Here is a 24,262-nt window from a genome sequence, read left to right on the forward strand (position 1 = left end):
GCAGGCGCCCTCGGGGCCGGTCGGCACGCGCCGGGCACCCGGGTGACCGGTGTGTGCGGGGCCGACGGGCGCGTCGGTAAACTCCTCGGGTGACGTCGCAGGACACCTCCGCCCCCGCCCCGACCAGCCCGTCGGGCGAGGTCCCGTTCCGCTACACCGCCGCCCTCGCGCAGGAGATCGAGCTCCGCTGGCAGGACGAGTGGCAGCGCCGCGGGACGTTCTTCGCCGCGAACCCGGTGGGCGAGCTCACCGACGGGGAGGGGCGCCTCGCGCAGGCGGGGAGCCGGCCGTTCTTCGTCATGGACATGTTCCCGTACCCGTCGGGTGCGGGACTGCACGTCGGGCACCCCCTCGGGTACATCGCCACCGACGTCGTCGCGCGCTTCCGTCGCATGCAGGGCGACAACGTCCTGCACGCGCTGGGCTTCGACGCGTTCGGCCTGCCCGCCGAGCAGTACGCCGTCGAGACGGGACAGCACCCCCGCACCACGACCGAGGCGAACATCGAGATCATGCAGCGCCAGCTGCGCCGTCTGGGTCTCGCGCACGACGCGCGCCGCTCGTTCGCGACGATCGACCCGGACTACGTGCGCTGGACGCAGTGGATCTTCCTGCAGATCTTCGAGTCCTGGTACGACGAGGACGCCGTGCGTCCCGACGGCGGCCGCGGCGCGGCCCGTCCGGTCGCGGACCTGGTCGCGGCGTACGAGGCGGGGCGTGCGCTGCCCGAGGGCGTCGACGGCGTCGCCGAGGGTGCGACGTGGGCGGACCTCGACGCCGTGACGCGTCGCCGCGTCGTCGACTCCCAGCGCCTCGCGTACGTCTCCGAGACGCCCGTCAACTGGTGCCCCGGCCTGGGCACGGTGCTCGCGAACGAGGAGGTCACCGCCGACGGGCGCTCCGAGCGCGGCAACTTCCCGGTGTTCCAGCGGAACCTGCGGCAGTGGAACATGCGGATCACCGCGTACGCCGACCGGCTGGCGGACGACCTCGAGCACATCGACTGGCCCGACAAGGTCCGCTCGATGCAGCGCAACTGGATCGGCCGCTCGCAGGGCGCACAGGTCCGGTTCGCCGTCCAGGGCGGCAGCGAGGTCGAGGTCTTCACGACGCGTCCCGACACGCTCTTCGGTGCGACGTTCGTCGTCGTGGCGCCCGAGCACCCGCTGCTCGACGAGGTCCCGTCGACGTGGCCCGACGGCACGCACGCGGCGTGGACCGGCGGGCACCGCACGCCCGTCGACGCCGTCGCGGCGTACCGCGCGGAGTCCGCCGCCAAGACGGCCGTCGAGCGCCAGGCCGACGCGGGCCGCAAGACAGGCGTGTTCACCGGCCACCTGGCCGCGAACCCGGTCAACGGCGAGCTGCTGCCGGTCTTCACCGCCGACTACGTCCTCATGGGCTACGGCACGGGCGCGATCATGGCGGTCCCCGGCGGCGACGAGCGCGACTTCGCGTTCGCGCAGGCGTTCGAGCTGCCGGTCGTCTACACCGTCGACGCCCCCGACGGCACGCCGGAGGGCGCGCGCACGGGGGACGGCTCGATCATCAACTCGTCGAACGACGAGATCTCGCTCGACGGCCTGGCGGTCCCCGAGGCGAAGGCCGCGATCATCGCCTGGCTCGAGCAGCACGGCATCGGCGAGGGCACGGTCACCTACCGCCTGCGCGACTGGCTGTTCAGCCGGCAGCGCTACTGGGGCGAGCCGTTCCCGATCGTCTACGACGAGCACGACCTGCCCGTCGCCCTGCCCGCCGACGCGCTGCCCGTCACGCTGCCCGACGTCCCCGACTACGCGCCCCGCACGTTCGCGCCCGACGACGCGCAGTCGTCGCCCGAGGCGCCGCTGGGCCGCAACGACGAGTGGGTCACGCTCACGCTCGACCTGGGCGACGGCCCGAAGCAGTACCGCCGCGACACCAACACCATGCCCAACTGGGCCGGGTCGTGCTGGTACTACCTGCGCTACCTCGACCCGACGAACGACCAGCAGCTCGTCGACCCCGCGCTCGAGCGGTACTGGATGGGCCCCGGTCACGGCGCGCAGCCGGCGGACTCGGTCGGCGGCGTCGACCTGTACGTCGGCGGTGTCGAGCACGCCGTCCTGCACCTGCTGTACGCCCGCTTCTGGCACAAGGTGCTGTTCGACCTCGGCCACGTGTCGAGCGCCGAGCCGTTCCACCGGCTCTTCAACCAGGGCTACATCCAGGCCGACGCGTTCCGCGACGAGCGGCTCATCCCCGTGCCCGTGGTCGAGGTCGTCGAGGACGCGGCGTCGCCGACGGGGTACACCTGGAACGGCAGCCCCGTCACGCGCGAGTACGGGAAGATGGGCAAGTCCCTGAAGAACGCCGTCACGCCCGACGAGATGTACGCCGAGTACGGCGCCGACACGCTGCGCGTGTACGAGATGTCGATGGGCCCGCTCGACCAGTCCCGCCCGTGGGAGACCCGTGCGGTCGTCGGGTCGCAGCGGTACCTGCAGCGGCTGTGGCGCAACGTCGTCGACGAGACGACCGGTGCGCTCGTCGTGACGGACGACGCGCCGTCGACCGAGACCCTGCGCGTCCTGCACCGCACGATCGCCGACGTCACCGCGGACATGGAGGCCCTGCGCCTCAACACCGCGATCGCCAAGCTCATCGTGCTGAACAACCATCTCACGACGCTCGACGCGGCCCCGCGCGCGGCCGTCGAGGCGCTCGTCCTCATGACCGCGCCCGTCGCGCCGCACGTCGCCGAGGAGCTGTGGCAGCGGCTCGGTCACGACCGGTCCCTCGCGCACGAGCCGTTCCCGGTCGCCGACCCGGCCTACCTCGTCGAGGAGACCGTCACCTGCGTCCTGCAGGTGCAGGGCAAGGTGCGCGGCCGCGTCGAGGTCGGCGTGGACGTGTCCGACGACGAGCTCACCGCGCTCGCGCTCGCCGACCCGGGCGTGCAGCGCGCGCTCGCCGGCCGCGACGTGCGCACCGTCGTCGTGCGCGCCCCGCGCCTCGTCAACGTGGTGCCGGCCTGACCGCGTCCACCGGGCGACGTGCGGGCCCGCGCCCGCACGTCGCCGTGGTCACCGACTCGACGGCGGCCCTGAGCCCCGCGGACGCCGCGGCGTGGGGGATCGAGGTCGTCCCGCTCGACGTCGTGGTCGACGGGGAGCGGCACGCCGAGGGCGTCGACCTCGGCCCTGCCGAGCTCCTCGCCGCCCTCGGTCGCGGCGCCCGCGTGACGACCTCGCAGCCGCCGCCCGCCGCGTTCGCCGCGGCCTACGAGCGCACCGTCGCCGGGGGTGCCCGCGAGATCGTCTCCGTGCACCTCGCGGGCGGCCTGTCCGGGACCGTGCAGGCGGCCCGTGTGGCCGCCGCGACCGTGCCCGTGCCGGTGCACGTCGTGGACTCCGGCACCGCCGGGATGGCCCTCGGCTTCGCGGTGCTGGCCGCCGCCCGCGCTGCGCAAGGTCCGTCCACGTCCGTGACCCCCGCGCCGCGCGGGGTACGTGGCTGGTGGCACGAGCGCTTCGCGCGACCGGCGACCGCCGGCGGCGTGGAGGTCGCCGAGGTCGCCCGAACGGTCGCCGCGTCGAGCCGGGTGTGGTTCCTGGTCGACTCGCTCGACCACCTCCGTCGCGGCGGCCGGCTCGGCGCGACCGCCGCGGCGCTCGGCACCGTCCTCGGTCTGCGCCCGATCCTCACCGTGCGCGACGGGTCCGTCGTCGTCGTCGAGAAGGTCCGCACGCGTCGCGCCGCCCGGGACCGGCTCGAGGCGCTCGCGGTCGCCGACGTCGCCCGCCGCACGTCCGCCCGCGTCGCGGTCCACCACCTCCAGCAGCCGGAGCTCGCCGCCGCGGTGGCGGAGCAGGTCCGCGTCTGGGGCGCGCAGCGTGTCGTCGAGGCCGTCACGTGCGACGCGGGGGCGGTGCTGGCCGCACACGTCGGACCAGGTCTGCTCGCGATCGTGGTCGCCGACGCCTGACGCGTCCCCGGGAGGGCCGCCCCGCACCCGCCGTCGTCCGGCCCGTGCGTGTCCGCTCGCTCCCGTGAGCCGTCCACAGCACGCCCGGACGACCGAGCGTCCACGCGCGCCGCTCGGTACGGCCCGTGCCCCCCACGGGGCTGCCTAGCGTCGCGACGTGCCCCGCCATCCCGAGGATGCACCACGCCGCCGCCTGGACGACCTGACGCGTCGACCCGCCGGCGGCTGGACGCCGACACGTCCGCGGACGTCCCTAGCCCCGCCGCCGGCGGCGACGCCGCCGCGTGACGGCCTCCCGCCGTCGACGCCGCCGCGCGACGGCGTTCCGGCGGTGGTGCCGGCGCGAGACGGCGTGACGGCGCGAAACGGCGTTCCGGCGGTCACGCCGACGCGTGACGGCCTTGCGGCATCACCGCCGCCGCGTGACGACCTCCCGACCGAACGGCTCCCGGCGGACCCGATGGGCGAGGACTGGGCACCGGAAGGTCCGGCGCGCCGCACCGGCGCCACGGACCCGACCCGGCCCGCGGGCGCCGCCTCGTGGGACGTCGGCGACGCGCTCGAGACGGTGCGGGACGGCTACGTCGCGTCGCACGGGCGCCCGCCGCTCGACGCGCTCGGCGACACCGGCACGGACCTCCCCACGGCACGACGCCGCCGCGACACCCCGCGCGTGCGCTGGCTCGTGTCGTGGCGGGTCGCGGCGACCGCGGCCGTCGTCGTCGTGCTCGCTGCGGGGACCGTCGCCGCCCGCACCTCGGGGCACGCGTCCGGGCCGGTCGTCGAGATCCCCGCCCCGGGAGGCGCGTCCGCGCCGACCGGGCGCGACGCGGCGGCAGGGGACGGCGGCAGTCTTCCGAGCGGATCGTCCGCGGGTGTCACGGCCGCGGCTGCCGTGCCCGACCCCGGACCCGTCGTGGTGCACGTCGTCGGTGCGGTCGCCGTCCCGGGAGTCGTGCGTCTTCCCGACGGGGCGCGCGTCGGCGACGCGCTCACCGCGGCGGGCGGGCCGACCGCCGACGCCGACCTGTCGACGGTCAACCTCGCTCGGGTCGTCGTGGACGGCGAGCAGGTCCTCGTGCGGCGCGTGGGGGAACAGGCCGCGCCCGGTGCCTCTGGCCCGCCGTCGACGGGACCGGCCACGGGCGCCGGCACCGACCCCGCGGCTCCCGTCGACCTCAACACGGCCGACGTGGCCGCGCTCGACGCCCTGCCCGGCATCGGCCCCGTGCTCGCGCAGCGGATCGTCGACCACCGGACCGCCCGCCCGTTCGGCACGGTGGACGAGCTCGCCGACGTCCGCGGGATCGGCCCCGCGCTCCTCGAGAACCTCCGGCCGCTGGTGCGCGTGTGAGCCGCGGGCCGGGACGACCACCGCTCGCCGCAGCGGACGGCCGGCACGCCGCCGACCGCGTGACCGACGCGGTCGCGCCACGCCCCGTGCTCGACCTCCGGATGGTCGGCGCGGCGGTCGGCGCATGGCTCACGGCGTGCGTCGTCGTCAGGACCGACCCGACGGCGGCCCACGGCGCGGCCGTCGCGAGCGCGGCCGGGGCGGTGGCGCTGCTCCTCGCCGACCGCCGACGTGGTCCAGGGACTCGCGGGCGCGCGGCTGGCTCGTCGCGCACGGGCTCGATCCAGGCGTCGGTGGCGCTCGTCCTCGCGGTCGTCTCCGCCGTGCTCGTGGCCGGCGCCGCGCACGTCGCGGTGCGCGAGGCGGTGGCCCCGACGGCGGTCGCCCACCCGTCGGCCACGCGGTCGGCGGTCGTCGACCCCTCGGTCGCGCGGTCGGCGGTCGTCGACCCCTCGGCCGGACGCCCGACGCCCACGGCCGGGAGCGACCCCGCGACCGCGGCCACGTCACCGACGACGACGGCTCCGTCTGACAGGCACGAGGCCGCGCGCGTCGCTCCGGGACCCGCGCGCGCGGTCGTGACGGGGACGGTGCAGGGGATCGCGCGACCCCTGCCGCCGCCGTGGCCGGGTGCCCCCGCCCGCGCGCGCGTCGAGCTCCGGGTCGAGCGCGTCGAGCGCGACGGTGCCGTGACCGCGGCCGCAGGCACCGTCGCCGTGCTGGGGCCCACGGGGTGGGGCGCCGCGCAGCCGGGGGAGCGGGTCCGGGTCGTCGGGCGGTGGACCGCGCTCGCGGCGGGCGAGCGCGCGGCGGCGGTCCTCGTCACCGACGACGACCCGGTGGTCGTCGCGTCGGCCCCCGGGGTGCATCGCGCCGCCGCCGCGGTCCGGACGACCGTCGCACGTCAGGCCGACGCTCTGGGGGGCGACGCCGGAGCGCTTCTCCCGGGCGTCACGGTCGGGGACACGAGGGCGGTGCCGGAGGACCTCCGTGACGCCCTGCGCGTCTCGGGCCTGACGCACCTGACGGCGGTCTCGGGCGCGCACTTCTCGCTCGTCGGTGCCCTCGCGATCGCGTGCGTCGGCGCGGTCGGCGCACCACGGGTCCTGCGTGCGGCGGCCGTCGCGCTGGTCGGTGCGGGGCTCGTCGTGCTCGTCGGCCCGTCCCCGAGCGTCCTGAGAGCGGCCGTGATGGCGTGCGTCGCGTGCGCCGGGTTGCTGCTCGGACGACGTTCCGCGTCACCGGCGGCGCTGTCGACGGCCGTCGTCGTGCTGCTCGTCGTCGACCCGTGGCTCGCGACGGAGCTGGGGTTCGCGCTGTCCGTGCTCGCGACCGGAGGGCTCGTGCTGCTCGGTGGACCGCTCGCCGACCGGTGGGCCGCGCACCTGCCCCGGCCGGTCGCGGTCGGACTCGCGGCACCGGTCGCCGCCCAGGTCGCGTGCGGGCCGGTGGTGCTGGCCGTCGCTCCTGCGGTCCCGGTGCTCGCGGTCGTCGCCAACCTGCTCGCCGCGCCGGCGGTCGCCCCCGCGACCGTGCTGGGGCTCGCCGGCGCTCTCGTCGGGACCTGGTGGCCCGCCGGCGGCGACCTGCTCGCCGCGCCGGCGGGAGCGGCGTGCTGGTGGATCGGCGCGGTCGCCCGCGGCGTCGCGGCGACCCCGGGCGCGGCCGTCACCTGGGTCCCGGGCGTCCCCGGCATGGTGCTCCTCGCGGTCGCCGGTGCCGCCGCCGTCCGCCTGTGCTGGCCCCGCGAGCCCGCGCGGTGACCTCCCCGGCACTCCCGTCCCGGTCGGCGTCCGCCGCGGGTCGACACGGCGCGCGGCGCCGCAGACCGGTCATGGTCCGTCCGGCCGGCGGCCCCGGCCCGAGATGTGCGGGAGGCGTCGGTGGTGTCTGGCAGGCTGTGCGCGTGCCTCCCGCCAGCCGCCGCAGCTCCGCCCGTACCGCCGCGCCGGCCGGTCCGACCTGGCAGGACGTCGAGCCGGCGCCGGTCGTGCTGGTGAGCGGTCCGGAGGACCTCCTCGCGGACCGCGCCGTCGACCGCCTCGTCGAGCTGGGACGGGCCACCGACCCCGGTCTCGAGGTGACCCGGCTGGACGCCGCGGACTACACGAGCGGCTCGCTCTCGGTCGTCACGAGCCCGTCGCTCTTCGCGGAGGACAGGCTCGTCGTCGTGTCCGGCCTGGAGCGCGCGGGGGACGACCTCCTCGCCGACGTGACGGCTTACCTCGGCGCCCCGGCGTCCGACGTCGTCGTGGTGCTGCGGCACGCGGGCGGCCAGCGCGGCAAGAAGCTGCTCGACACGCTCAAGGCGCAGCGCGTCCCGATCGTCGCGTGCGACGCCGTCAAGACCGACGGCGACAAGACGGCCTTCGTCAGCGCGGAGCTGCGGCGAGCGGGCCGACGCGCGGACGGGCAGGCGGTCCGGGCGCTCGTCGACGCGGTCGGCAGCGACCTGCGGGAGCTCGCCGCGGCCTGTGCGCAGCTGGTCGCCGACACGACAGGACTCATCGGCGCCGACGTCGTCGAGCGGTACTACGGCGGGCGGATCGAGGCGACGGGCTTCCGGGTCGCCGACGCGGCGGTCGCGGGCGACGCCGGCCAGGCGGTCGCGCTGCTGCGGCACGCGCTCGCGACGGGGGTCGACCCGGTGCCCATCGTGGCGGCGCTCGCCGCGAAGCTCCGGGTGCTCGCGAAGGTGGCGGCCGTGCGCGGCCGTGGCGCCGGCGCCGTCCGGGAGCTCGGCCTCGCGCCCTGGCAGACGGATCGTGCGCTCGCGGACCTGCGGCGCTGGACCCCGGAGGGCCTGGCCGCGGCGATCTCGTCGGTGGCCCAAGCGGACGCCGAGGTGAAGGGCGAGGGCCGCGACCCGCGGTTCGCGGTCGAGCGCGCGGTGCTGCGCGTGGCTGCGGCCTCCGGCACGGTCTGACGTCGGTCAGAGGGTGAGCGTCACGGCCCGTCCGAGCGCGTCGCCCTGCAGGAGGCCGAACCCGAGGTCCAGGCAGCGTGCCCGCAGCGCGCTGCTCGAGACACGTTCGGCGACGAGTCGCGCACCGTGCCGACGGGCGACGGCGACGAGCTCCTCGCCCCCGGCCTCGAGGTCGCGACAGTCGATCTTCACGTAGTCGGCGTACCGGAGCATCGCGCGCTGGTCGCGTGAGGCGACGAAGTCGTCGAGGGCGATGCGGTACCCGGCCGCGCGCAGCCGGCCGAGCCCGTCGAGCACGCGGGGGTCGGCGGCGACGCTCTCGACGACCTCGAGCACGAGGCGCCCGGCCGACGCCGGCAGGGGCAGCTCGCGCACGAGGAACGACCGCGTCACGTTGACGAACGCGAGCGCGTCGCCCGGCGGCTGCCGGTCGTGGAAGAGCGCGGTGAGCACCGCGCTGGTGGCTCCGTCCTGCAGTCGCGCGCTCCACCTGTCCACGCCGGCGGGCAGTCCCGCCGAGGAGCGGTAGAGGTACTCGTGACCGTGCAGTCGTCCGGACGCGGTCCAGATCGGCTGCCGGGCGACCGGCAGGTGCGGCGGTGCGCTGGGTGACGGCGCGGGCATGGTCACGCCTCATGAGAGGGCGGCCTGTCGAGGTCATGACGCGACTTCGCGGACGCTGTGACAAGTCTCACGCCGCCGTCTCACTGCGCGCGGTCGGACGGCCGCGACGTGGGCGGGGCGTGTGGAGGACTGCCGGGTGCGGTGGGCCGCCGCGCAGCGGGCGAGCGCCGCTTTCTCCGAGGGTGACCGGGGGCGGGCAGCGACGGACTCCCGCAGCGCGGGACGCAGGCGTCAGTGGCTGACGGGCCGGGCGCCCGCGCGGTCGAGCACGCCGGCCCGCTCGAGCAGGTTGCCCTGGAACAGCGAGAAGCCGAGGTCGCGCGCGTAGCGCAGCGTGTCGGCGTTCTCGACGTACTCGGCGACGAGCAGCGCGCCGTACGACCGGGCGAGGTCGACGACCGGGTGGCCCTCGACGTCGAGGTCCCGCACGTCGATCTTGACGAAGTCGGCGTGGGGGAGGAGGCGGCGCTGGTCGGCGTTGCTGACGAACCCGGGGACGGCGATCCGGAAACCCTCTTCCCGCAGGCGGCGGACGCCCGCGAGGACGGCGGAGTCGACGTTGACCGTGTCGGTGATCTCGATGACGAGCCGGTCGGGCCGGCGCGGCACGGCGAGGTCGCCGATGAGGTACGCGCGGGGGCAGCGGACGAAGAGCAGGCGCCCGTGGGCGACGTGCTCGAGGTCGGCGCGCCCGAACGTGGCGCCGAGGACGTGGGCCGTCGCGCGCTCGTGCTGGTAGGTGCTCCACGAGTGCGCGGTCTGGGTGTGCTGCCCGGGGGCGCGGTACGACAGCTGGTAGGCGAAGGGGCGACCGTGCGTCGAGAAGATGCCCTGCCGCGCGACCAGGACGGGCTCGCGACCGACCCGCCGCTCCCACTCGTCACGGAGCGAGTCGGGGATCGCAGCCTCGACGGCTGCGGCGAGCCGCGCGATCCGCCCGTCGACGTCGTCCGGTGTCATGGCATCTATGACACCACAACTCCCGGACTGTGAACCGCTCGAACGCGGGTGGATTTCGCCGGAGGTCGGGCGAAGTCGCGCGAACCCGCCGCTCGCGCGGAGAACTTCACCCGCTGTGCTGAATCGAGGTGAACGGGAGACAGCACACCGCCCGGGCCGTCATCATTACGGTGACCACGTCCGTGCATTGCTTGACAGGAGCATCACCATGCCTCGTCCTCTCTCCTCCGCCCTCGCGACCGTCGTCGTGCTGGCCACGCTCGGTTTCGGCACCGGTCCGGCCTTCGCCGAGGACACCGTCATCTCGCCGTTCTCGGGTGGCGCGACCGGCTGCTGCCGGCAGATCGTCTGACCTCTCCCGGTCCCGACGCCTGCCCGGGTGTCGACACCGCGCACCGCGCCCCGGTGACGTGGTGGGACGACACCCGGGCACTCGCGGGGCGGAGGGTGATGCGCTCGGCGGTCGTCACACATACAATGACTTCCCATGACGACCATTGCTGACCGGGTACGCGAGGCCCGGCTCGCCGCTGGGCTCTCGCAGACGGCGCTCGCCGGGTCGGCCTTCTCGCCCAGCTACATCTCGCTGATCGAGGCCGGGCACCGGGAACCGACCGACTCCGCGCTCGCTGTGCTGGCCTCCAGGCTCGGGACGACCCTCGAGTACCTGCGCCACGGCGAGGACGGACCCAACGAGGCGCGGACCCGCCTCGAGATCGACTACGCACGTCTGGACCTCACCCAGGGCGACGCCGCAGGGGCGCTGCGTCGGCTCAAGGCGCTGGACCTCGACGTCGTCACCCCGTCGCTGCGCGTCATGGCGCTCAGCGAGATGGCCCGGGCGCACGAGGCGGTCGGTGAGCTCGAGGAGTCCGTCGCGATCCTCGAGCCGCTCGTCGCCGACGCCCGCGCGCGCCACCACCACGTCGAGGCGGCGACGCTCGCCACGGCGCTCGTGGCGTCGTACCTCGAGGCCGGCGACCTGCACCGCAGCGTCGAGGTCGGCGAGCGCGTGCTCGTGGACCTCGAGGAGGCCGACCTCCTCGGCACCGACGAGCAGCTGCGTCTCGCGTCCACCGTGCTGTGGGCGTACGTCGAGCGCGGCGACCTCCTCTACTCGACGCACCGCGCCGCGGAGCTCATCGCGCTCGCCGAGTCGCAGGGCTCGCCGCGCGGCCGCGGCAGCGTCTACTGGAACGCCGCGCTCGTGGCCGAGCAGCGCCGCGACTACGAACTCGCCCAGCGGTACACGGAGCGCGCGCTCGCGCTGCTCTCCGAGGGGGAGCCCGACCGCGACCTTCCCCGGCTGCGGCTCAACTACGCGTGGCTGCTGCTGCGGTCGGAGCCGGCGCAGCCCCGTGAGGCGCTCGAGCACATCGAGCGGGCCGCACCCGACCTGGCGGTCCTCGGCTCGGAGATCGAGCTCGCGCGTCTCGACGTCGAGCGGTCCCGTGCGCACCTGCTGCTCGGTGACCTCGCGACGGCGGAGACGTTCGTCAAGGCGGCCCTCGACCGGCTGGGCGACCCGCCGCGCATCGAGACGGCCATCGCCCAGCTCTCGTACGGCGACGTGCTCTACGCGCGCGGCGACGACGAGGGCGCCGCGAAGGCGTACCGCTGGGCCGCGGACATGCTCGGCATGATGCAGGCGTCGCGACAGTCCGCGGCGGCCTGGCGTGACCTCGGCGACCGCTTCCTGCGCCAGGGCGACGCCGCGGCGGCCGCCCAGGCGTTCGACCGCGCTCTGCGCGAGGCAGGCTTCCGGCCGTCCGTCCCTCTCAGCAGCTGGGAGACCTGGTCGCTGACCTGACGGAGCCGGAGACAGGTGAAGGCGTCACCCCGCAGGGGGGGTGACGCCTTCACTTTTTGTCACGCGCACGACGCTCCGGCGCCGCCGACAGGCTTGCGCGGGCAGGCTGCGCGACGGGCCGCGCGGACCGGCCGCGCGGCACGCGTGTGACACGACGTCGCAGGCCGTGCCCGGAGACGACGAAGGCGCCACCCGAGGGTGACGCCTGTCGTGGTGCGAGGGCAGGTGCCCCCGCGAGGTGCCTCAGAGCGCGGCGACGGTCTTGGCGAGCGCCGACTTCTTGTTGGCGGCCTGGTTGGCGTGGATGACGCCCTTCGAGACGGCCTTGTCGAGCTTGCGCGACGCGGTCGCGAGCGCGGTCGCTGCGGCCTCCTTGTCGCCACCGGCGACGGCCTCGCGGACGCGACGGACGTGCGTCTTGAGCTCCGACTTGACCGCCTTGTTGCGCAGGCGAGCCTTCTCGTTCGTCTTGATGCGCTTGATCTGGGACTTGATGTTGGCCACGTGAAGTAACTCTCTGGTGTGTTCGCCGAAGCGAGCTGACAGGTCGTAGAGGGCGCGCACAGCTCCGGGACTGGGGCGTGGGGACACCCGCGGAGAGGAGCTGGGCTTGTGCCCGCCGACCCGGGCGGACACGCAACTCACAATGCTAGCAGGTCGGCCGGAAGCCCCCGAGTCGTCGGTGCTGGCCCGACCGGCGGAGGGCGCCCGGCTCGGGGCCCGGGAGGCGGGCCGTCAGCGCCCGCGCCGGACGTCGGCGGCGGCCCGGGTCACCGCGTCGAACACGGCGCGGTCCAGGATCGCACCCTCCCGGCGCACCGCCGACCGCTCCAGCCGGAGCACGCGGTCCAGCCGGACCTCGCTGGGTCGCCGGCGGGAGTCCCACGGGCCGGTCCCGACGTCCATCCAGACGCGGCCCCAGCGCGCCTCGTCGGCCGCGTCGCGGTCGTGGTCCTTGCTCGTCATGGTGAGTGCGAGCAGGGCGGCGCCGTCGCGCCCGATCACGAGCACCGGGCGGTCCTTGCCACGGGACGGGTCGTCCTCGTACGGCACCCAGGCCCACACGACCTCGCCCGGGTCGGGCTCGCCGTCGAGCCGCGGCGCGTACTCGACGCGTGGGCCGGACGGTGCCGGGGACGAGGGGCGGGACGCCGGCCGCGGTGCGGGTCCACCAGTGGCGGGGGCGGCGTCGCGCGACGTGCGCCGGCTCGTCCCGGGCAGGAGCGACCCGAGGCGGCGGAGCACGGATCCCAGGCGTCGGGAGGTCGTCACGCGCCCGACGGTACCGGGTCGGCCGGTCGCCGTCCGGCGAGCCGCGGGCGGACGTGGACCCCGTCGTCGGCGACCCGTCGGAGGGCTCGGCCGGGCCGGTCCGGCCGTAACGCGACGTTGACACGGGAGGGCTACTGTCGCGCCCATGGCGGACCTCTTCGACGACTACCCGACGGGGGCGGCCTGGGACGAGATGATCGACCCGGAGACCGGTGGCTCCCGGGCGGCCTACCGGCACCTGCACGCGGCGCTCGCGCAGCTGTCGGCCGGTGAGCTGCGCGGACGCGCGGACACGCTGGCCCGGTCGTACCTGGCGCAGGGCGTGACGTTCGACTTCGCGGGCGAGGAGCGGCCGTTCCCGCTCGACGTGGTGCCGCGCGTGGTCGCGGGCGAGGAGTGGGAGCACGTCGCGCCGGGCGTCGCGCAGCGCGTGCGGGCGCTCGAGGCGTTCCTGGCGGACGTGTACGGGCCGCAGCGCGCGATCGCCGACGGCGTCGTGCCACGGTCGGTCGTCGTGTCGTCGGAGCACTTCCACCGGGCGGCCCGCGGGATCCAGCCGCCCAACGGCGTGCGGGTGCACGTGTCGGGCATCGACCTGGTCCGCGACGGGCAGGGCGACTGGCGCGTGCTCGAGGACAACGTGCGCGTCCCGAGCGGCGTGAGCTACGTGCTGTCGAACCGGCGCGCGATGGCGCAGACGTTCCCCGAGCTGTTCGCGGCGCTGCGGATCCGGCCGGTCGCGGACTACCCGCGCCGGCTGCTCGCGGCGCTCACGGCGGCGGCCCCGGCGGGCGTCGACGAGCCGACCGTGGTGGTCCTCACGCCCGGCGTCTTCAACTCGGCGTACTTCGAGCACGCGCTGCTCGCGCGGTCGATGGGTGTCGAGCTCGTCGAGGGTCGTGACCTGTTCTGCGCCGCCGGTCGCGTCTGGATGCGCACGACGCAGGGCCGCCGGCGGGTCGACGTCATCTACCGCCGCGTGGACGACGAGTTCCTCGACCCGGTGTCGTTCCGGTCCGACTCGCTGCTCGGCAGCCCGGGCCTCATGACGTGTGCGCGCAACGGCACGGTCACCCTCGCGAACGCGGTCGGCAACGGCGTCGCCGACGACAAGCTCGTCTACACCTACGTGCCCGACCTCATCCGCTACTACCTGGGTGAGGAGCCGGTGCTGCCGAACGTCGACACATGGCGGCTCGAGGACCCGGGGGCGCTGGAGGAGGTGCTGGACCGGCTGGACGAGCTCGTCGTGAAGCCCGTCGCGGGCTCGGGCGGCAAGGGGCTCGTGGTCGGCCCGGCGGCGAGCCGTGCCGAGCTCGCGGAGCTGCGGACGCGGCTCGTCGAGGACCCGCGCGGGTGGATCGCGCAGCCCGTCGTGCAGCTCTCGACGATCCCGACGCTCGTCGACGACGGCCTGCGTCCCCGGCACACCGACCTGCGCCCGTTCGCGGTCAACGACGGTGACGCCGTCTGGGTGCTCCCGGGCGGTCTGACCCGGGTGGCGCTGCCGGAGGGGCAGCTCGTCGTGAACTCGTCGCAGGGCGGCGGGTCGAAGGACACGTGGGTGCTCGGCGGTGCCGTCCCGCGACGTGCGCCGCAGCCGTCGGCGGGCCTTCCCCAGCCCGTGCCGCTGGACGCCGCGGTGCCGATCGAGGCGAACCCGAACGACGTCCGCGTGCAGGTCATGCAGCAGCAGCAGGCGCGGACGGTCGACGGGGGTGCGCCGTGCTGAGCCGCATCGCCGAGTCGCTGTTCTGGATCGGCCGGTACGTCGAGCGGGCCGACGACACCGCGCGCCTGCTCGACGTGCACGTGCAGATCCTGCTGGAGGATCCGTGGGCGGAGGAGGACCTCGCCTGCCGGTCGCTGCTGTCGGTCATGGACCGTCCCGCGCCGCCGCCGCACGTCGAGGTGGGACGTGAGCACGTGCTCGACCAGCTCGCCTACGACCGGTTCGCGCCGTCGGCCATCGCGGGCTCGCTCGTCGCGGCCCGGGAGAACGCGCGCCGCGCCCGCGAGATCATCTCGACCGAGCTGTGGGAGTGCCTCAACACGACCTGGAACCAGCTGCCGTCGCACATGCGGCCCGCGCGCCCGCACGACTACTTCACGTGGGTGCGGGAGCGGGCGGCGATCGTCGCCGGGATCATGGACTCGGCGACGTCACGCGACGAGACGTGGGCGTTCATGGTGCTCGGCCGCTCGATCGAGCGCGCCGACATGACGGCCCGGCTGCTCACGACGCGCGCGCTCGCGGGGTCCGCGGGACCGAGCTGGACGACGCTGCTGCGGTCCTGCGGTGCGCACGAGGCGTTCCTGCGGACGTACCGCGGCACGGCGTCCGACGAGCGCGCCGCGGGCTTCCTGCTGCTCGACCGGCTGTTCCCGCGGTCGATCGTCTTCGCGCTCAACCAGGCGGAGGAGTGCCTCGCGGCGCTCGAGCCCGTGACCGACCGCGCGACGGTCGACGAGGCGCGGCGGCACATCGGGTTCGTCCGCACGAACCTCGAGTACCGGCCGCTGGTCGACGTGCTCGACGCGCTCCCGAAGGAGATGGAGCAGGTGCAGCGGGCGTGCTCCGCCGCGTCCGACGTGATCCGCGGCCGCTACTTCCCGTCGGCGGCCGCGACGACCTGGGTCGGGGAGGCTCTCTAGTGGCGCGGCTCCGGGTGGTCCACACGTCGACGTTCCGGTACGCCGGGCCGGTGGCGGCGTCGTACAACGAGGCACGCATGACGCCGCTGTCGCAGGTGGGGCAGACGGTGCTGGAGTCGCGGGTCGAGGTCAAGCCGCACACGTGGTGGCACGAGTACCGCGACTACTGGGGCAGCGCGGTGACGGCGTTCGAGGTGCTCGCGCCGCACGAGTCGCTCGTCATCACGGCGGAGCACGTGGTCGACGTCGCGGAGCGGGTGCCCGGCCGGGCGCCGGTCGGGTGGGACGTCCTGCGCGGTGCGGACCTGCGGGACCGGCTCGCGGAGTTCCTCGCGGACACGCCCACGACCGAGCCGCCCGAGGAGGTCGTCGCGCTCGCGCGCGAGGCGGCCGACGGGCTCGAGCCGGCGCAGGCCGCCGAGGCGGTGTGCCGCGTGCTGCGCGACCGCGTCGACTACATCCCGGGCGCGACGACGGTGCACACCCCGGCGACGGAGGCGTGGGCCGCGGGCGCGGGCGTGTGCCAGGACATCGCGCACCTCGCGGTCGGGGCGCTGCGCAGCATCGGCATCCCGGCGCGCTACGTGTCCGGGTACCTGCACCCGCGGTTCGACGCGCCCGTGGGCGAGACGGTGAGCGGCGAGTCGCACGCGTGGGTCGAGTGGTGGACGGGCGAGTGGACGGCGTACGACCCGACGAACCGCGTCCCGGTGGGGGAGCACCACGTCGTGCTGGCGCGCGGGCGGTCGTACGACGACGTGCCGCCGCTGCGCGGGATCTACGCGGGCGCGGGGACGCAGGAGCTCGCGGTCGAGGTGCGGATCACGCGCGAGGCGTGACTCGCGGTCCTCGCGAGAGGTCCCGGCGCACGGCCGGGCGTGACCTGCTCGTCCGGCGGGCCTCACGGCGTGAGCCGGCGGGCGAGCGCGTCGTCGAGCGCAGCACGGTCGCCGTCGACCCCGAGCCCGTCGTCGTCGGGCGTCCGACGCCCCCACACGAGCAGCGCGAGGTCCTGCGCGGCCCCGCGGACGGTCACCGCGGGCGCGCCGTCGCCGCCGAGCGACCAGGTCGCGCGCGCGGCCGGGCGCAGGTCCGTCGCGACGAGCGCGACCGGTGCGGGCAGCGGCTCCATGCGGCCGAGGTGCTCCTGGCGCGGCTGCATGACGGTCACGACCTCGTCGACGGTGTCGGCCCAGACGGCGGGGTCGACGTCGAGCGGCAGGCCGCCCGCGGTGCGCAGGTCCCACAGGTGCACGAGGGTCTCGTGGAGCTGGCGGCGGTGCCAGAACGACGCCGGCCCGGGCCCGACGAGGGTGCTCGCGGGCGCGTCGGGGCCGAGCGCCGTGAGGGTGTCCCGCAGCTCGGCCGCGCACGTCGCGTAGAGGTCGACGAGGTCGAACGGCCCGCGGCCGAGCGGCGTCTCGCGGCGACGGCTCGCCTGCCCGGACGCCCAGTGGTGGACCCGTGCGAGGTGCACGACGAGGTCGCGCACACGCCAGCGGCCGCACCACGGCACCCGCGTCGTCGGGTCGACCAGCGGGATCGTCGCGAGGAACTCGTCCTGCAGGGCCCCGAGGAGCCGCAGGTGGTCGAGCGAGGCGGTCACGTCCGTCGTCATGGGACCATGGTGGCGTCGACCGCCCACGCGCCGTCAGGTGCAGGGCCGTCACCGACCGTCCGTCGGGCGCCACGCCGGCGCCCCACCACCGAAACCGGGAGCCGTCCGCGTTGTCCCCGATCCCGAGCGCCGCCGCCACGTCGCGCATCCGCCCCGCGGCCACCGCGCCCGAGCTGCTGCGCAACTTCTGCATCATCGCGCACATCGACCACGGCAAGTCGACGCTGGCCGACCGGATGCTGCAGCTCACGGGCGTCGTCGACGCGCGCGCGATGCGGGCGCAGTACCTGGACCGCATGGACATCGAGCGCGAGCGCGGCATCACGATCAAGTCGCAGGCCGTGCGCATGCCGTGGGGCGTCGGCGACCAGGCGTACGCGCTCAACATGATCGACACGCCGGGGCACGTCGACTTCACGTACGAGGTGTCGCGGTCGCTGGCCGCGTGCGAGGGCGCGGTGCTGCTGGTCGACGCGGCGCAGGGCATCGAGGCGCAGACGCTCGCCAACCTGTACCTGGCGCTCGAGAACGACCTGCAGATCATCCCGGTGCTCAACAAGATCGACCTGCCGGCGGCGCAGCCGGAGAAGTACGCGGAGGAGCTCGCGGGCCTCATCGGCGGCGACCCCGCGGACTGCCTCAAGGTGTCGGGCAAGACGGGCGAGGGCGTCGAGGCGCTGCTCGACCGCATCGTCGAGCTCGTGCCCGCACCCGTGGGCGACGCCGACAAGCCGGCGCGCGCGATGATCTTCGACTCCGTGTACGACACGTACCGCGGCGTCGTCACGTACGTCCGCGTCGTCGACGGCAACCTCAACCCGCGCGAACGCATCGCGATGATGTCGACCAAGGCGACGCACGAGCTCCTGGAGATCGGCGTCATCTCGCCCGAGCCCGTCCCGACGCAGGGCCTGGGCGTCGGCGAGGTCGGCTACCTCATCACGGGCGTGAAGGACGTGCGCCAGTCGAAGGTCGGCGACACCGTCACGAACGCGAGCAAGCCGGCCGCCGAGGCGCTGGGCGGCTACTCCGACCCCAAGCCGATGGTGTTCTCGGGGCTCTACCCGATCGACGGGTCGGACTACCCGGCGCTGCGCGACGCGCTCGACAAGCTCAAGCTCAACGACGCCGCGCTCAACTACGAGCCGGAGACGTCGGTCGCGCTGGGCTTCGGGTTCCGCGTCGGCTTCCTCGGCCTGCTCCACCTGGAGATCGTGCGCGAGCGGCTCGAGCGCGAGTTCGACCTCGACCTCATCTCGACCGCGCCGAACGTCGTCTACGACGTCGACCTGGAGGACCGCACGACGGTCCGCGTGACCAACCCGAGCGAGTTCCCGGGCGGCAAGATCGGCGCGGTGCACGAGCCGATCGTCAAGGCGACGATCCTCGCGCCCAGCGAGTTCATCGGCGCGATCATGGAGCTCTGCCAGGGCAAGCGCGGCGACCTGCAGGGCATGGACTACCTGTCCGAGGACCGCGTCGAGATGCGCTACATCCTCCCCATGGCCGAGATCGTCTTCGACTTCTTCGACCAGCTGAAGTCGCGCACGCGCGGCTACGCGAGTCTCGACTACGAGCCCATCGGCGAGCAGACGGCCGACCTCGTCAAGGTCGACATCCTGCTGCAGGGCGAGACGGTCGACGCGTTCAGCGCGATCGTGCACAAGGACAAGGCCTACGCGTACGGCGTCATGATGGCGACCAAGCTCAAGGACCTCATCCCGCGCCAGCAGTTCGAGGTGCCGATCCAGGCCGCCATCGGCTCGCGGATCATCGCGCGCGAGACGATCCGCGCGATCCGCAAGGACGTCCTCGCGAAGTGCTACGGCGGCGACATCACCCGGAAGCGCAAGCTGCTCGAGAAGCAGAAGGAGGGCAAGAAGCGCATGAAGACCATCGGCCGGGTCGACGTGCCGCAGGAGGCCTTCATCGCCGCGCTGTCGTCCGACGCCGGCGGCGGCAAGGACGCGAAGGACGCGAAGAAGAAGTGACCGACGCCGCCCGTCGTCGCCGCCGGTTCGCCGAGCTGCACGCCGGCCCGGCGACGTTCCTGCTGCCGAACCCGTGGGACGTCGGTTCCGCGCGGCTGCTCGTGCACGAGGGCTTCGAGGCGCTCGCGACGACGAGCAGCGGACTCGCGTGGTCGCTCGGCACCGAGGACCAGCACGTCACGCGCGACCAGCTGCTCGCGCACGTCCGCACGCTGGTCGCGGCCGTGGACGTGCCCGTGCACGTCGACGCCGAGCGGGGCTACGCGGACGATCTCGACGGTGTCGGCGAGACCGTCGCGCTGCTCCACGACGCGGGCGCCGCGGGCTGCTCGATCGAGGACTACGACCCGGTGACCGGTGCGGTCGAGCCGCTCGACGCGGCCGTCGCGCGCGTCGCCGCCGCCGCGGAGGCGGCGCACCGGGACGGGGACCCGCTGCTCCTGACGGCGCGCTGCGAGAACCACCTCTACGGGGTCGACGACCTCGACGACACCGTGACGCGGCTGCGCGCCTACGCCGCGGCGGGGGCCGACTGCGTCTACGCGCCCGGCCTCACGACCGTCGAGCAGATCGCGACCGTCGTGCGCGCGGTCGACGTGCCCGTCAACGTGCTCGCATGGCCCGACGGCCCCACGGTCGCCGAGATCGCCGCCACCGGCGCCCGGCGGGTGTCGACCGGAGGTGCCCTCGCGTCCGCCGCGTACGGCGCGCTCGTGTCCGCCGCGCGCGAGCTGCGCACCGACGGCACGACGACGTTCCGGCGGCGCGGGCTGACGCCCGCCGACCGTGAGGCGTTCCGCTGATGGCCCCCGCGCTGCCCGACGGCGACGCCGCCCCCGACGACGGCGCGCTGCCCGCCTCCGTCGTCGCCGGGGCCGAGGGGCGCGCGTTCGGCGTGTACCTGCACGTGCCGTTCTGCACCGTGCGCTGCGGGTACTGCGACTTCAACACCTACACCGCGACCGAGCTCGGCGGCGGCGCGAGCCAGTCGTCGTACGCGGCGACGGCCCTCGCGGAGATCGCCCTCGCGGGGCGCGTGCTCGACGCGGCCGGCCTGCCCCCACGGCCCGTCTCGACGGTCTTCGTCGGCGGCGGCACGCCGACCGTCCTCCCGGTCGACGACCTCGCCCGCCTGCTGGGCGACGTCCGCGACACGTGGGGCCTTGCCCCGGATGTCGAGGTGACGACCGAGGCCAACCCCGACTCCGTGACACCCGAGTCGCTGGCCGGGCTCGCGGCGGCCGGATTCACGCGCGTGTCGTTCGGCATGCAGTCCGCGGTGCCGCACGTCCTCGCGACGCTCGACCGCACGCACGACCCGCGTCGCATCCCCGACGTCGTGCGGTGGGCGCGCGACGCCGGGCTCGCGGTGTCCCTGGACCTCATCTACGGCACGCCGGGGGAGTCGCTCGACGACTGGCGCACGAGCGTCGAGACCGCGCTCGCGACCGGGGTCGATCACGTCTCGGCGTACGCCCTCGTCGTCGAGGAGGGCACGCGCATGGCCGTGCAGGTCCGCCGCGGCGACCTCCCGCCGACCGACCCGGACGACCAGGCGGCGAAGTACGAGCTCGCCGACGACCTGCTCGCCGCCGCGGGACTGGGCTGGTACGAGGTCAGCAACTGGGCACGCACGCCCGCCGACGCGTGTCGCCACAACCTCGCGTACTGGCGCGGCGACGACTGGTGGGGGATCGGCCCCGGCGCGCACAGCCACGTCGGCGGCGTGCGCTGGTGGAACGTCAAGCACCCCCGCGCCTACGCCGACCGTCTGGCCCGAGGGCTGAGCCCCGCCGCAGGACGCGAGACCGTCGACGGTGAGTCGGCGGCGCTCGAGCGCCTCATGCTCGGCGTCCGCATGGCCGAGGGCCTGCCCATCGCGGAGCTCCCGACCGACGCACGCCGCGAGGTCGCCGGGCTGGTCGCCGACGGGCTCGTCGACGGCCGCGCCGCCCTCGCACGCCCCGCGCCGGGCGACCCGTCACCCGGCGGCCGCCTCGTGCTCACGCGGCGCGGCCGGCTGCTCGCCGACGCCGTGGTCCGCACCCTCGCAGCCTGACCACGACGTCCGGACGCGACGAGGGCGCCACCCGCGGAACGGGTGGCGCCCTCGTCGTGAGGTGCTGCGGTGTCAGCTGACCATGCGGATGTTCAGCGGGTAGCGGTACCACTCCCACCGGCTGGTGGCCACGGCGGCGAGGATGCCGAAGACGACCTGCACGACCCAGACGGCGAGCACGATCAGCAGGCCGATCCCGATGATGCTGAGGATGCCGCCGACGACGTAGGCGATGAGCAGCGTGAGCTGGAAGTTCAGCGACTCCTTGGCGTGGTGCTCGAGGAACGGGCCGCGGCCGCGGAACACGAGCCAGATGACGAGCGGCGCGAGGAAGCCGACGCCCACGATCGGCAGGACGTGCCCCACGATCGCCCACGTCTTCTCGTCGTCGGGGCGCAGCGGCGCGGCGGGCTGCGCGTAGCCGCCGGGTGCGCCGGCGTAGGGCTGCTGGGCGCCGTACTGCGCGCCGTAGGGCTGCTGAGCGTACGGCTGGCCGGCGGGGTCACCCGCGGGCTGGCCGGGGGTGGCGTTCGGGTCGGGCTGCTTGGCGAACGGGTCGGGCTGCGGGGTGGTCATCGCACGAGCTCCAGCGAGAAGGGGTAACGGTACGAGCCGCCCTTGTTGACGGCTACGGCTGCGAGGATCGACAGGACGAGGCTGATGATGCCGATGCCGATGATCGCGATCCAGCCGATCACTCCGATGGCGGGCAGGTTCTCGACGATCTTGGCGACGACGAGACCCACCAGCAGCGTGAGCTGGAAGTTGAGGGCGACGCGGGCCTGCTCGGCCGCCTGGCCGCCGCGCTCGCGGTGCACGAGCCAGATGACGAGCGCCGGCACCCACCCGATGAAGAAGTAGGCCAGGATCCCGCCCAGGTGCGCGAGGGTGGCCCACGTGCGGGCCTGGTCCGCGCCGGACGGGTGGTGGACCGGCTGCTGCTCGTACGACATCGCGCTCCTCGTGCAGGGGCCGGCCGGCGCGGGGCCGGCCGGGACGTGGCGGGCCGTTCGGCCGCGTGCCTCCCCACGTCGGAGCGGGCGAGGCAGCGCGAGCCTACCGACCCGGGGGGACGCGCGCCCAGGGTTCACCCGGAGGTGAGATGTCCGGTCTGCGTGGTTCCTTGACACGCCGTGCGCCGCGCCGATTCGATCCGACTGGGCGACTCGGCCCGCGACAGGAGGCGACGCATGAGCGAGAACCCCGGCGGAGAGCGCCGCGACGACGACCAGCGGCCCGACGTGCCGCTCGACAAGCCCGCCGCAGGCGGCTACCCGCCGCCGCCCGCGGCGCAGGGCTCGTACCCGCCGGTGCCTCCCGGTGGTGCGGGATACGGCCAGACGCCTCCCGCCGGCGGGTACCCGCCGCCGTCGGGCGCTCCGGCACCGGCGGGCTACGGGGCGCCGTCGGCCACCGCGCCGATCGGCGAGTCGCTGCAGTACGGCTGGCAGAAGTTCACGACGAACGGCGGCGTCTTCGTCGCGGCGACGCTGATCTGGCTGGCGATCGCGGCGGTCGTCGTCTTCCTGGTGACCCTGGTGTTCGGTGGGCTGACGGCGCTCGCCGACCCCGACGGCGACGGCGTCCCGAACGGGATGGGGCTGGGCTTCTCGTTCGGCTTCGTCGTCATCTACACCGTCGCGTGGCTGGTGGCGTACCTCGTCCAGGCGGCGTTCGTGCGCGTGTCGCTCAACCTCACGTACGGCCGCCCGGTCACGCTCGGCGACTTCTTCCGCTTCGAGAGCTCGGGTCCGGTGATCCTCACGGCGCTGCTGCTGGCCGCGGTCAACCTCGTCGTGGGCCTCGTCGCGTGGATCCCGCTGATCGGCTGGCTCGTGAGCGTCGCAGCGAACCTGCTCGTGCTGTTCACGCTGTGGTTCGTCATCGACAAGCAGCTCAGCCCGGTCGACGCGCTGCGGTCCAGCGTCCAGCTCGTCACCTCGAACCTCGCGACGACGATCCTGTTCTACCTGGTGGGCGGCGCGATCATCTGGGCGGGCGCGATCCTGTGCGGCGTCGGCCTGCTGGTCGCCGTGCCGGTCGTGCTCGTCGCGACGTCGTACCTGTACCGCCGGCTGCTCGGTGAGCCGATCGCGCCCTGAGGGCGGCCCCGACGGACGACCGACGCCCCGCCCGGGACCGCACCGGGCGGGGGTCAGGCCGTGACGAAGTCGATGAGCTCCTCGACGCGGCCGAGGAGACTCGGCTCCAGGTCGGCGTAGGTGCGGACGCTGCCGAGGATCCGCTTCCAGGCGTGCGCGACGTCGGCCTGGTCGGCGGCGGGCCAGCCGAGCTCGCGCAGGATGCCGTGCTTCCACTCGGTGCCGCGCTCGATCGTCGGCCAGCGGTCGAGACCGAGCCGCTGCGGGCGGACCGCCTGCCACACGTCGACGTAGGGGTGACCGAGCACGAGCACCGTCCCGGCGGGGGCGGAGCGGGTGACCTCGGCGGCGATCCGGCTCTCCTTGGAGCCGGGCACGAGGTGGTCGACGAGCACGCCCAGCCGCCGGCCCGGCCCGGGCGCGAACGTGCGCACCGCGTCGGGCAGGTGGTCGACGCCGTCGAGCAGCTCGACGACGACGCCCTCGAGCCGCAGGTCGTCGCCCCACACCTTCTCGACGAGTTCGGCGTCGTGCTTGCCCTCGACCCAGATGCGGCTGCCGCGCGCGACGCGCGCCTGCGCACCCTGGACCGCGCGCGAGCCGGACGCGGTGCGCGTCGGGGCCGCGGGCGCCGTGGCGCGCACGGGGGCGGTGAGTTCGACCGGCTCGCCGTCGACCCAGAACCCCGGTCCGAGCGGGAACGTCCGCGTGCGGCCGCGCCGGTCCTCCAGCACGACGACGTGCATGCCGCCCGACTTCTCGACGCGGACGACGGCGCCGACCCACCCGGTCGTCACCTCCTCGACGACGAGCCCCGCATCGGCGGCCTGGGGCCGTGACGTGCGGGCCGGGCGGTGGTGGGCGGAGCCGGAGCCCCCGAGCACGTCCGAGCCGTAGCGGTCCTGAGTCACGCGCGGCACTCTA

Annotated in this window: 22 protein-coding genes; 14 read left to right on the forward strand and 8 right to left on the reverse strand. The window is 74.8% G+C overall.

All coding sequences use genetic code 11. The features are described 5' to 3' along the window. Positions 1 to 89: 89 nt before the first annotated feature. From leuS to holA, 5 genes are all read left to right on the forward strand, one after another. On the forward strand, positions 90 to 3,017 hold the full coding sequence (leuS, locus tag OOT42_RS07810) for a leucine--tRNA ligase (RefSeq protein WP_273654308.1): 2,928 nt from the start codon (positions 90 to 92) through the stop codon (positions 3,015 to 3,017). Positions 3,018 to 3,061: 44 nt separating this feature from the next. Further along, the gene (locus tag OOT42_RS07815) at positions 3,062 to 3,967 is read left to right on the forward strand and encodes a DegV family protein (RefSeq protein ID WP_273654309.1); all 906 of its coding nucleotides are present in this window, start codon (positions 3,062 to 3,064) and stop codon (positions 3,965 to 3,967) included. A 460-nt stretch (positions 3,968 to 4,427) separates the two neighbouring features. Further along, positions 4,428 to 5,321 (forward strand): ComEA family DNA-binding protein, encoded by an 894-nt coding sequence (locus OOT42_RS07820; protein WP_273654310.1) that lies wholly within the window; start codon positions 4,428 to 4,430, stop codon positions 5,319 to 5,321. Continuing rightward, the gene (locus OOT42_RS07825; protein ID WP_273654311.1) at positions 5,318 to 7,084 is read left to right on the forward strand and encodes a ComEC/Rec2 family competence protein; all 1,767 of its coding nucleotides are present in this window, start codon (positions 5,318 to 5,320) and stop codon (positions 7,082 to 7,084) included. The genes OOT42_RS07820 and OOT42_RS07825 overlap by 4 nt, the downstream gene beginning before the upstream one ends. A 143-nt stretch (positions 7,085 to 7,227) precedes the next feature. Continuing rightward, the gene (holA, locus tag OOT42_RS07830) at positions 7,228 to 8,247 is read left to right on the forward strand and encodes a DNA polymerase III subunit delta (RefSeq protein WP_273654312.1); all 1,020 of its coding nucleotides are present in this window, start codon (positions 7,228 to 7,230) and stop codon (positions 8,245 to 8,247) included. Between the two features lie 6 nt (positions 8,248 to 8,253). Here the strand turns inward: holA and OOT42_RS07835 are convergent, their stop codons facing one another. Both OOT42_RS07835 and OOT42_RS07840 read right to left on the reverse strand, forming a co-directional pair. Beyond that, entirely contained in the window at positions 8,254 to 8,871 is a 618-nt protein-coding gene (locus tag OOT42_RS07835; protein WP_273654313.1) for an EAL domain-containing protein, read from the reverse strand. Positions 8,872 to 9,102: 231 nt separating this feature from the next. Further along, complete coding sequence (locus OOT42_RS07840; protein WP_124343139.1) at positions 9,103 to 9,831, reverse strand: EAL domain-containing protein; 729 nt, start codon at positions 9,829 to 9,831, stop codon at positions 9,103 to 9,105. A 208-nt stretch (positions 9,832 to 10,039) separates the two neighbouring features. Here OOT42_RS07840 and OOT42_RS07845 point away from each other — a divergent pair, with 208 nt between their 5' ends. After that, a complete protein-coding gene (locus tag OOT42_RS07845; RefSeq protein ID WP_273654314.1) occupies positions 10,040 to 10,183 on the forward strand; it encodes a hypothetical protein in 144 nt (47 codons plus the stop codon). A gap of 135 nt (positions 10,184 to 10,318) precedes the next feature. Beyond that, positions 10,319 to 11,641, forward strand: a complete 1,323-nt coding sequence (locus tag OOT42_RS07850) for a helix-turn-helix domain-containing protein (protein ID WP_273654315.1) — start codon at positions 10,319 to 10,321, stop codon at positions 11,639 to 11,641. 243 nt (positions 11,642 to 11,884) lie between these two features. Here the strand turns inward: OOT42_RS07850 and rpsT are convergent, their stop codons facing one another. Both rpsT and OOT42_RS07860 read right to left on the reverse strand, forming a co-directional pair. Continuing rightward, entirely contained in the window at positions 11,885 to 12,145 is a 261-nt protein-coding gene (rpsT, locus tag OOT42_RS07855; protein ID WP_273654316.1) for a 30S ribosomal protein S20, read from the reverse strand. Between the two features lie 231 nt (positions 12,146 to 12,376). Next, entirely contained in the window at positions 12,377 to 12,913 is a 537-nt protein-coding gene (locus OOT42_RS07860; protein WP_273654317.1) for a type II toxin-antitoxin system PemK/MazF family toxin, read from the reverse strand. A 145-nt stretch (positions 12,914 to 13,058) separates the two neighbouring features. Here OOT42_RS07860 and OOT42_RS07865 point away from each other — a divergent pair, with 145 nt between their 5' ends. Genes OOT42_RS07865 through OOT42_RS07875 form a run of 3 tightly spaced genes read left to right on the forward strand, consistent with a single transcriptional unit; the run spans position 13,059 to position 16,407 of the window. After that, positions 13,059 to 14,645: a circularly permuted type 2 ATP-grasp protein gene (locus OOT42_RS07865; protein ID WP_273654318.1), complete on the forward strand. Its 1,587-nt coding sequence runs from the start codon at positions 13,059 to 13,061 to the stop codon at positions 14,643 to 14,645. Next, a complete protein-coding gene (locus tag OOT42_RS07870) occupies positions 14,639 to 15,568 on the forward strand; it encodes an alpha-E domain-containing protein (RefSeq protein WP_273654319.1) in 930 nt (309 codons plus the stop codon). The genes OOT42_RS07865 and OOT42_RS07870 overlap by 7 nt, the downstream gene beginning before the upstream one ends. Next, on the forward strand, positions 15,568 to 16,407 hold the full coding sequence (locus OOT42_RS07875; protein WP_273654320.1) for a transglutaminase family protein: 840 nt from the start codon (positions 15,568 to 15,570) through the stop codon (positions 16,405 to 16,407). The genes OOT42_RS07870 and OOT42_RS07875 overlap by 1 nt, the downstream gene beginning before the upstream one ends. 62 nt (positions 16,408 to 16,469) lie before the next feature. Here OOT42_RS07875 and OOT42_RS07880 read toward each other — a convergent pair whose 3' ends face one another. Continuing rightward, a complete protein-coding gene (locus tag OOT42_RS07880) occupies positions 16,470 to 17,186 on the reverse strand; it encodes a maleylpyruvate isomerase family mycothiol-dependent enzyme (RefSeq protein ID WP_273654321.1) in 717 nt (238 codons plus the stop codon). 110 nt (positions 17,187 to 17,296) lie between these two features. On the opposite strand from OOT42_RS07880, the gene lepA reads away from it, so the two are divergent. From lepA to hemW, 3 genes are read left to right on the forward strand one after another with little or no spacing between them, the layout of a single operon-like run. Then, positions 17,297 to 19,177: a translation elongation factor 4 gene (gene lepA / locus OOT42_RS07885; protein ID WP_273654322.1), complete on the forward strand. Its 1,881-nt coding sequence runs from the start codon at positions 17,297 to 17,299 to the stop codon at positions 19,175 to 19,177. Continuing rightward, complete coding sequence (locus OOT42_RS07890) at positions 19,174 to 19,980, forward strand: isocitrate lyase/PEP mutase family protein (RefSeq protein ID WP_273654323.1); 807 nt, start codon at positions 19,174 to 19,176, stop codon at positions 19,978 to 19,980. Before lepA ends, OOT42_RS07890 begins: the two co-directional genes overlap by 4 nt. Further along, positions 19,980 to 21,236 (forward strand): radical SAM family heme chaperone HemW, encoded by a 1,257-nt coding sequence (hemW, locus tag OOT42_RS07895; RefSeq protein ID WP_273654324.1) that lies wholly within the window; start codon positions 19,980 to 19,982, stop codon positions 21,234 to 21,236. The genes OOT42_RS07890 and hemW overlap by 1 nt, the downstream gene beginning before the upstream one ends. Positions 21,237 to 21,308: 72 nt before the next feature. On the opposite strand, the gene OOT42_RS07900 is transcribed toward hemW, so the two are convergent. Then, positions 21,309 to 21,812, reverse strand: a complete 504-nt coding sequence (locus OOT42_RS07900) for a DUF4870 domain-containing protein (protein ID WP_273654325.1) — start codon at positions 21,810 to 21,812, stop codon at positions 21,309 to 21,311. Then, positions 21,809 to 22,189, reverse strand: a complete 381-nt coding sequence (locus tag OOT42_RS07905; RefSeq protein ID WP_273654326.1) for a DUF4870 domain-containing protein — start codon at positions 22,187 to 22,189, stop codon at positions 21,809 to 21,811. The genes OOT42_RS07900 and OOT42_RS07905 overlap by 4 nt, the downstream gene beginning before the upstream one ends. A gap of 237 nt (positions 22,190 to 22,426) precedes the next feature. Between OOT42_RS07905 and OOT42_RS07910 the strand changes: the two genes are divergently transcribed. After that, positions 22,427 to 23,338 carry a hypothetical protein gene (locus tag OOT42_RS07910; protein ID WP_273654327.1) on the forward strand — a complete coding sequence of 304 codons (912 nt, stop codon included), beginning with the start codon at positions 22,427 to 22,429 and terminating at the stop codon, positions 23,336 to 23,338. A gap of 53 nt (positions 23,339 to 23,391) precedes the next feature. On the opposite strand, the gene OOT42_RS07915 is transcribed toward OOT42_RS07910, so the two are convergent. Continuing rightward, the gene (locus tag OOT42_RS07915; protein ID WP_273654328.1) at positions 23,392 to 24,249 is read right to left on the reverse strand and encodes a DUF3097 domain-containing protein; all 858 of its coding nucleotides are present in this window, start codon (positions 24,247 to 24,249) and stop codon (positions 23,392 to 23,394) included. Between the last annotated feature and the right edge of the window lie 13 nt (positions 24,250 to 24,262).

This window comes from Cellulomonas fimi, assembly GCF_028583725.1.
GTDB classification, from domain to species: domain Bacteria; phylum Actinomycetota; class Actinomycetes; order Actinomycetales; family Cellulomonadaceae; genus Cellulomonas; species Cellulomonas fimi_B.